Below are 7,698 nucleotides of genomic sequence, written 5' to 3'. Positions count from 1 at the left end.
ACAGCCTCGTCCAGGCGGCCAAAGCCAAGGCCCGGGGCTACCGCTCCTCCCGCAACCTGAAGGCGATGATCTACCTCATCGCGGGTAAGCTCGAACTCGCCCTACCCACCTGAAACAGCGAGGAACCACAATTGCTGTTGAAGGACAAAAGAAATTGCCCCACTGCTGTCCGGTTAACTGCGAACGAACTTCCCTGAATGCCAGGAGTTAGGCGGGTTTCGGAGGAAAATCCGGTGTCCACGATTTGAACTCGGTGCAAGCTTCCGGGGTGCCCCTGGGAGGCCCCGATGAACACTGGCAAGACGCTTTTCGCGCGGTTGATGGAGTTCCTGCCCTGGAAGACGTTCAGCCGTGTCGTTGCACGGCATGGCGGTGATACCGGTGTGCGGACGCTGTCCTGCGCCGAGCAGTATCGGGCGATGGCGTTCGCCCAACTGACGTACCGGGAAAGCCTGCGCGACATCGAGGTCTGCCTGTCGACGCAGGCCGCCAAACTCTATCACATGGGGTTTCGTGAACCGGTGCGCCGGTCGACGCTTGCGGACGCCAACGAGAGGCGCGACTGGCGGATTTATGCGGATTTCGCGCAACGGCTGATCGGCCAGGCGCGGCGGCTTTATTCCGATGAAAGCCTGGGTGTGGATTTGACCAACACCGTTTACGCCCTGGACTCGACGACCATCGATCTGTGTCTGTCGGTGTTCCCGTGGGCCGACTTCCGCGCGCCGAAAGCTGCGGTGAAGATGCACACGTTGCTCGACCTGCGCGGCAATATCCCGAGTTTCATTCACGTCTCGAACGGCGAGCTGCACGACGTGCATGCGCTGGACATGCTGCTTCCCGAAGCGGGTGCGATCTATGTCATGGACCGGGCCTACGTCGATTTTGCGCGGCTGCACCGGCTGCATCGATCCGGTGCCTTCTTTGTGACGCGGGCAAAATCCAACCTCAAGGCGCATCGCGTCTATTCGGCTGCCAGCGACCGCGCCAGCGTACGTTCTGGCCGCCATTGTGCGCAAACGGCTGGATCTGGAGGTCTCACTCTACACATTCATGCAGGTCCTTTCGGCATCAGTATTCGAAAAAACGCCGATTCAGACTGTGCTTTCATCCGACATCTACGATTGCGATACTGTCATAGAAAATAACCAATTGAATTTGTTCAGCTTTTGACCGGACGCCGGTGTCCTGCGATATGGATGGCCGTAGATACAACGTCCGCCGATCGGCAGGCCATCGCTCGGCTGATGCTGGAAGGCATCATCGTGACGGTGAAAGGTAACAGCGAGGCGGTTGCCGTGGAATGCCATTGGGCGGGCGGCGTGCAGACGCACCACGCGCTGCGGCGGCCGGTCGCGCACCTCACACAGATGAGCAATCATTCCGCCCTGCTGGAGCGCATCCAGGACCTGCATGCCAGCGGCCACAAAGCGCCGATGATCGCAGAGACCTTGAATGCGGAGGGCTGGATGCCACCCAAGCAACGCGCCACCTTTACCGCCGACATGGTGCGACAGCTGCTGCATCGCATTGGCATCTCGATCGCGCCGCATCGGGGCTGGGTCACCCGGTTCAAGCAGCGCGAACCCGGAGAGTTGACCATCAGCGAGCTTGTCGCGCGGCTCGGCATTCCATACAGCACTATCTATACTTGGATTCAGCGCCGTGTCGTTACTGCTCGCAAAGTCCCGGTGCTGAGCCACAGCCTGTGGCTGATCCGCGTCGATGAAGCCGAATTCAGCCGCCTGCGCCAGCTTCGGCATGGCATGACTGTCCCGCAACCCCTTTGTGAGTCTTGAGACGCACCATGACGGCCAGATCTCGATCTGCCAGCGGCGGCGGTGCGCCTTGTGTACCCGCACCGGGATGTCGACGCAGCCCGTACCGTCAGCCTGCTCGCACAGCGCCAGCCAGTCCACCGGCTGGCCATCGTGGGTGGTCAGCGACAGGCTGTTCCAGGTCAGGCGCACCAGCACATCGACCCCGCTGGCCAGGGTGTTGCGCAGCCCATCCGGCTGCGGATAGCCGCGGTCGCCGATCAGGATGCAGATCCCGGTGCTGCCCAGCAGGTCCAGCCGCTCGCTGACCGCGGTGGTGGTGATCCGCGACGCTGCGCTGGCGTGTCGCATCCCACTGCAGATGCAGCCGGTAGTTCGTGCCCGTGCCGGGCGACTGAATGAGGCTGCCGTCGACGATGGTGATCGCGCCCGCGGCCTCGCCCAGAGCGACGTCGGCCAGGCTGAGTTGCTCGGCGCACAGCGCTTCCAGCCAGTCCGCCGCACGCCGGATCCGCTTCATCAAGGCGACGTCGGAGATGTCGCACAGCCCGCCTTCGGCCGCCGCGGCCGCGCGCAGGGACAGGTGGCCGGGGCCGTAGGTCAGGACAAGGCGGAGCAGATCGATGGCGGTATTGACCTCACGCGCGCGACTGAAGGCGCCGTGGGCACGCGCTGATGCACTCAACGCCTCCTCGCCGCCCAGGCGCGACACCAGTTCATCAAGATCGGCCAGGGCCGGTATTGGGAGTTCGTCGGTGGGTCGTAATTTCATCCCGTCTGACGTCAGCAGCCGGGCGCTGGTTTCAAGGGCAACCAGGTTAAGCTACAGCAGACCGCAGGTTAGTTGGGACGCAGACGGCCTGTCTTCATCGTCATGGCCCGGCTTGTCCGGGCCACCTGTCGCGGCACACGTGCTGGAATAGGTGGCCCGGACAAGCCGGGCCATGACGAGTGAGCTGCGCCGTCGCCGTGTCTCAACCAACCTGCGGTCTGCTGTAGCGCCTACGGACAAGCCCGGCCATGACGAGTGGGGCGCGCCGTCGCCCTGTCTCAACCAACCTGTGGTCTGCTGTAACGCAAGCCAATCCCAAGGCCCGGACTGTCTCGTGTCAACGAATTCGCTGGCGCGACGTTCAAATACCTCAAGCAACACCCGCTCGGTCCTGACACCGTAAAGCGGCACGCGCCCGGCCCCTGCCCTCAGTTCGTATGAGCAGTCGCCAAGCCCTCGATAAACCCATCGGTCGTGGCTATGATCATCGACCCAGCGCAGAAACGCCGTCCATTTCTCCTGGCCAGCCCGCCGGCTCCGTACCGCCGGGTCGTCGCGTAACGCCTCAAACATCCACCTCTTCCACCGTCTTCGCCCGCTCCTGGATGAACGCGAACCGCAGTTCCGGCCGCCGCCCCATCAGGCTTTCCACCAGTTCGCTGGTCTCCGCCCGTTCCTCGGCCACCGCCATCACCTTCAGCAGCGTCCGCTTGGCCGGGTCCATGGTGGTCTCCTTCAACTGCGCCGGCGGCATCTCGCCCAGGCCCTTGAACCGGCTGACCTCGACCTTGCTGCCGACTTTGAACGCGCGGCGCAGCTTCTGCTCGCGGTCCTTGTCGTCCATGGCGTAGATCGTCCGCGCTCCCTGGGTCAGCCGGTAGAGCGGCGGCTGCGCCAGGTAGATATGCCCGTTCCGCACCAGGTCCGGCAGTTCCCGGTAGAAGAACGTCATCAGCAGCGAGGCGATGTGCGCCCCGTCCACGTCGGCGTCGGTCATGATGATGATCCGCCCGTAGCGCAGCTTGGCCCGGTCGAACCGGTCTCCCACCCCGCAGCCCAGCGCCTCGATCAGGTCCTTCAGCTCCTGGTTCTGCCGCAGCTTGTCGGCCGAGGCGCTGGCGACGTTCAGGATTTTCCCCCGCAGCGGCAGCACCGCCTGGGTCTCGCGGTTGCGCGCCTGCTTGGCCGAGCCGCCGGCGGAGTCGCCCTCGACCAGGAAGATCTCGGTCTCCGCCGCGTTCTCCCGCGTGCAGTCGGTCAGCTTGCCCGGCAGCCGCAGCCGGCGGGTGGCGGACTTGCGCTGGACGTCCTTGTTCTCCTTGCGGCGGATGCGTTCCTCGGCGCGCTCGATGACGAAGGCCAGCAGGTTGTCGGCCGAGGCCGGGTCGCCGGCGAGGAAATGGTCGAACCGGTCGCGCAGCGCGCCTTCCACCAGGCGTGACGCTTCCGCGTTGGTCAGCTTCTCCTTGGTCTGGCCCTGGAACTGCGGGTCGCGGATGAACAGCGACATCTTTGCCGCTATCGGCGTCAGCACGTCCTCGGCGGTGATCTGCGCCGCGCGCTTGTTGCCGCGCTGCTCGCCCCAGGCGCGCAGACCCTTTACCAGGGCGCTGCGGAACCCGGCCTCGTGCGTGCCGCCCTGCGTCGTCGGCACGGTGTTGCAGTAGGAGTGCAGGAAGCCCTCGCCGTCCTCCAACCAGGCCACCGCCCATTCCAGCTTGCCGGTGGCCTCGCCGGGCAGGCCCGCCTCGCCGGACCAGATCTGCGGCAGGACCTTCCCGGCCCCGTTGATGTCGGCCTCCAGGCTGTCGCGCAGGCCGCCGGGGAAGTGCAGCACCGCCTCGGCCGGCACCTCGTCCTTGCCGTTCAGCAGCGCCGGCGCGCAGCTCCAGCGGATTTCCACGCCGCGGAACAGGTAGGCCTTGGAGCGGCACAGCCGGTACAGCCGGCTCGGCACGAACGCCAACGGCCCGAAGATCTGCGGGTCGGGCTTGAAGCGGATGGTGGTGCCGCGGCGGTTGTGCACCGGCCCGGCGTTGACCAGCCTGGTCGTCGGCTTGCCGCGGGCGTAGGTCTGCTTCCACAGCACGCGGTCGCGCGCGACCTCCACCTCCATCACCTCGGACAGCGCGTTCACCACCGAGCTGCCGACGCCGTGCAGGCCGCCCGAGGTCGCATAGACCTTGCCGCCGAACTTGCCGCCGGAGTGCAGCGTGGTCAGGATCACCTCCAGCGCGCTGAGCGACTTGAACTTGGGATGCGGATCCACCGGGATGCCGCGGCCGTTGTCGCGGGTGGTCAGCCAGCTGCCTTGCTCCAGCGTGACCTCGATGAAGCTGGCGTGGCCGGCCACCGCCTCGTCCATCGCGTTGTCGAGGATTTCCGCCGCGAGGTGGTGCAGCGCGGTTTCGTCGGTACCGCCGATATACATGCCGGGGCGGCGGCGCACCGGCTCCAGCCCTTCCAGGACCTCGATGTCCTTGGCGGAGTAGTCCGAGTCCTCGCGCGCCGGCAGCGGCAGCCGCCGCTCGGCCTCGCCCCGACCCGTGGGGGCGGCCTTGGGAGCGGACGCCGGAGCGGATTTGGCGGCAGGCCCCGGGGCAGATTTGGCAGGCTTTTCGGACCGTGCGCCGAAGAGATCGTTCATGCTGTGTTCCCAACTCCTGATGCACCCTACATGGCGCGCGGGCGCTTCTGCAATATCCTTCACGCGCTTATTCCGGCCATCGCTTACTTCGGCGGGGACCGAACTGTCCGGTGCTGCGGGTTCGTGCGAGTCGCCCCATTATAGTGAAATGACAAGCGAGATCGCACGTGTTGCCTCGATCGCGGCGCTGCTTGGCGACCCGGCCCGGGCCAATATCCTGGTGGCATTGCTGGACGGGCGGGCACTGACCGCCAAGGAACTGGCGTTCGCCGCGCATGTCTCGCCGCAGACGACCAGCGGCCACCTGGCCCGGCTGACCGACGCCGGGCTGCTGACGGGCGCGAAACAGGGACGCCACCGTTATTTCCGCCTGGCCTCGCCGCTGGTCGGGCACATGCTGGAAAGCGTCATGGCGGTGGCGGGTCCGGAGCCGACCCGCCCGGCGGCCTGGCGCGGCGGCGAGGCGTTGCGGACGGCTCGCACCTGCTATGACCACCTCGCCGGACGGCTGGGCGTGGCGCTGGCCGACTCGCTGACCGCATCCGGCTGCCTCACCCTGAGCGGCGACGGCGGCGAGGTGACGGAAGGCGGGCACGCCTTCCTGCACGCATTCGGCGCGGCGCCGGCGGCGGGGAAGCGGGTGTTCTGCCGCCCCTGCCTGGACTGGAGCGAGCGCCGCCCGCATCTGGCGGGGCGGTTGGGCGCGGCCCTGGCGGCCCGCTGCTTCGACCTGGGCTGGATCGAGCGCCAGCGCGATTCCCGCGCCGTGACGATCACCCGGGCGGGCGCGGACGGCTTCGCACAGCGGTTCGGCATACGATTGGAGTGAGAATTGGGGGGCTTCTGTTGCCCGGTGCCCCCCGAACCGCGCTTATCGCTTATGCAGCGACAGCGAGCGCCTCATTATCGTTGGCACTTGTGTGTTAGCCCGATAACGGCGGTACAATGCCGAGCAAAGAGCGGGTCTTTACTACGCGTGTCGAGCCTGTTTCGCCCCCATGATCCCGGATATCCGGGGAAACTGGTGGAGGCGCCGGGCACTGCCCCCGGGTCCACAACGTTTATTCCACGCGCCGTTTATCGCCATAGTCAGCAAGCTGACGGGGCGTCATGTAAGCGACTTCCGATGCGCGTTCAAGCCCATTCGGTGGTTGCGCCCATGCAGCATCTTCATGGACATGTGACAGTCCCGTTGCTAGAAGCCGCTCGTTTCCGGCGTTCAGACCGGTCCGGTATTTCCACTTCAGCGGCCCCTGCCCCATGAAAATTGTCGCCTGCAACAGCAATCGCCCCCTCGCTGAAGCTGTTGCCAACATCCTCGAGCTGCCGCTGACCAAGGCCTCGATCCGGCGTTTCGCCGACATGGAAGTGTTCGTCGAGATCCAGGAAAACGTCCGCGGCGAGGACGTGTTCGTGATCCAGCCGACGTCCTTCCCGGCCAACGACAACCTGATGGAGCTGCTGATCACGCTGGATGCGCTGCGCCGATCCTCCGCCCGGCGCATCACCGCGGTGATCCCGTATTTCGGCTACGCCAGGCAGGATCGCAAATCGGCCCCGCGCACGCCGATTTCCGCCAAGCTGGTGGCCAACCTGATCACCGAGGCCGGCGCCAACCGCGTGCTGACGATGGACCTGCACGCCGGCCAGATCCAGGGCTTCTTCGACATCCCGGTGGACAACCTGATCGCCGCAGGGCTGTTCAGCCGCGACATCGAGGAACGCTACCGCGGCCGTGACGTGATGATCGTCTCGCCGGACGTCGGCGGCGTGGTGCGCGCCCGCTCCATCGCCACGCGGCTGAACTGCGACCTGGCGATCATCGACAAGCGGCGCGAGCGGGCCGGCCACTCCGAAGTGATGAACGTCATCGGCGACGTCACCGGCCGCGACTGCATCATCGTCGACGACCTGGTGGACTCGGGCGGCACCCACTGCAACGCCGCGGACGCGCTGATGAAGCGCGGTGCCCGCTCGGCCAGCGCCTATGTGACGCACGGCGTGCTGTCCGGCGCGGCGGTGGCCCGCATCGCGTCGTCACCCATCGAGATGATGACGATCACCGATTCGATCCTGGCGACGGCCGAGGTGAAGCGCTGCCCGAACATCCGCGAGCTGACCATCGCGCCGCTGCTGGCCGAGGCGATGCGCCGGATCAGCGACGAAAGCTCGGTCAGCTCGCTGTTCGACTGACCGCCAGGCTGGCCCGTTGCCCCACCCGGCCGGGCTGGGTCGTTGCCTGATCCGGCCGGTCGTGTCCGCATAGGCGCTAACTTAGGCGGCCGGGCGTGGCGCACCGCCCCGTCGTCATGGCGGCCGCAGGGCCGCCATCCACGCCTTACGGTGCTGATACAGGCGAAGGCGTGGATGCCGGGCCTTCGCCCACCATGACGTTGCTGCAACGGCCGCGTCCCGGGCCGCCTGGGTTAGCGCCTATGGTGCGTGTCTCGGCCATGACGATGGAGGCGACGACGATGGGGGCGACGACGATGGGGCCTACG

Annotated in this window: 5 protein-coding genes, 1 other RNA gene and 1 pseudogene; 4 read left to right on the top strand and 3 right to left on the bottom strand. The window is 66.3% G+C overall.

The features are described from left to right. Nucleotides 1-287 precede the first annotated feature (287 nt). Nucleotides 288-1,022, top strand: a pseudogene (locus CCS01_RS03520) (IS4 family transposase); the annotation flags it as partial. Between the two features lie 96 nt (nucleotides 1,023-1,118). Here the strand turns inward: CCS01_RS03520 and CCS01_RS32505 are convergent. After that, nucleotides 1,119-2,129 (bottom strand): hypothetical protein, encoded by a 1,011-nt coding sequence (locus CCS01_RS32505; RefSeq protein WP_146101547.1) that lies wholly within the window; start codon nucleotides 2,127-2,129, stop codon nucleotides 1,119-1,121. Between the two features lie 10 nt (nucleotides 2,130-2,139). On the opposite strand from CCS01_RS32505, the gene CCS01_RS03510 reads away from it, so the two are divergent. After that, the gene (locus tag CCS01_RS03510; RefSeq protein WP_146101546.1) at nucleotides 2,140-2,454 is read left to right on the top strand and encodes a hypothetical protein; all 315 of its coding nucleotides are present in this window, start codon (nucleotides 2,140-2,142) and stop codon (nucleotides 2,452-2,454) included. Between the two features lie 661 nt (nucleotides 2,455-3,115). Here CCS01_RS03510 and parE read toward each other — a convergent pair. Next, nucleotides 3,116-5,197 (bottom strand): DNA topoisomerase IV subunit B, encoded by a 2,082-nt coding sequence (gene parE / locus CCS01_RS03505; RefSeq protein ID WP_104517440.1) that lies wholly within the window; start codon nucleotides 5,195-5,197, stop codon nucleotides 3,116-3,118. A 148-nt stretch (nucleotides 5,198-5,345) separates the two neighbouring features. Here parE and CCS01_RS03500 point away from each other — a divergent pair, with 148 nt between their 5' ends. Further along, a complete protein-coding gene (locus tag CCS01_RS03500) occupies nucleotides 5,346-6,026 on the top strand; it encodes an ArsR/SmtB family transcription factor (protein WP_104517439.1) in 681 nt (226 codons plus the stop codon). 2 nt (nucleotides 6,027-6,028) lie between these two features. Here CCS01_RS03500 and ssrA read toward each other — a convergent pair. Continuing rightward, nucleotides 6,029-6,339, bottom strand: a transfer-messenger RNA (tmRNA) gene (ssrA, locus tag CCS01_RS03495). Nucleotides 6,340-6,457: 118 nt separating this feature from the next. Here ssrA and CCS01_RS03490 point away from each other — a divergent pair. Continuing rightward, nucleotides 6,458-7,390 carry a ribose-phosphate pyrophosphokinase gene (locus CCS01_RS03490; protein ID WP_104517438.1) on the top strand — a complete coding sequence of 311 codons (933 nt, stop codon included), beginning with the start codon at nucleotides 6,458-6,460 and terminating at the stop codon, nucleotides 7,388-7,390. The last annotated feature ends 308 nt before the right edge of the window (nucleotides 7,391-7,698 follow it).

Source organism: Rhodopila globiformis (assembly GCF_002937115.1).
Classification (GTDB): Bacteria; Pseudomonadota; Alphaproteobacteria; order Acetobacterales; family Acetobacteraceae; genus Rhodopila; species Rhodopila globiformis.
Note: the sequence above shows the minus strand (reverse complement) of the source record. Positions and strands in the feature narration are given on the sequence as shown.

What these genes read in the sequence shown, in the direction of transcription:
- CCS01_RS32505 (WP_146101547.1), bottom strand. Translation starts at nt 2,129, where the DNA reads ATGCGACACGCCAGCGCAGCGTCGCGGATCACCACCACCGCGGTCAGC.
- CCS01_RS03510 (WP_146101546.1), top strand. Translation starts at nt 2,140, where the DNA reads ATGCAGCCGGTAGTTCGTGCCCGTGCCGGGCGACTGAATGAGGCTGCC.
- parE (WP_104517440.1), bottom strand. Translation starts at nt 5,197, where the DNA reads ATGAACGATCTCTTCGGCGCACGGTCCGAAAAGCCTGCCAAATCTGCC.
- CCS01_RS03500 (WP_104517439.1), top strand. Translation starts at nt 5,346, where the DNA reads ATGACAAGCGAGATCGCACGTGTTGCCTCGATCGCGGCGCTGCTTGGC.
- CCS01_RS03490 (WP_104517438.1), top strand. Translation starts at nt 6,458, where the DNA reads ATGAAAATTGTCGCCTGCAACAGCAATCGCCCCCTCGCTGAAGCTGTT.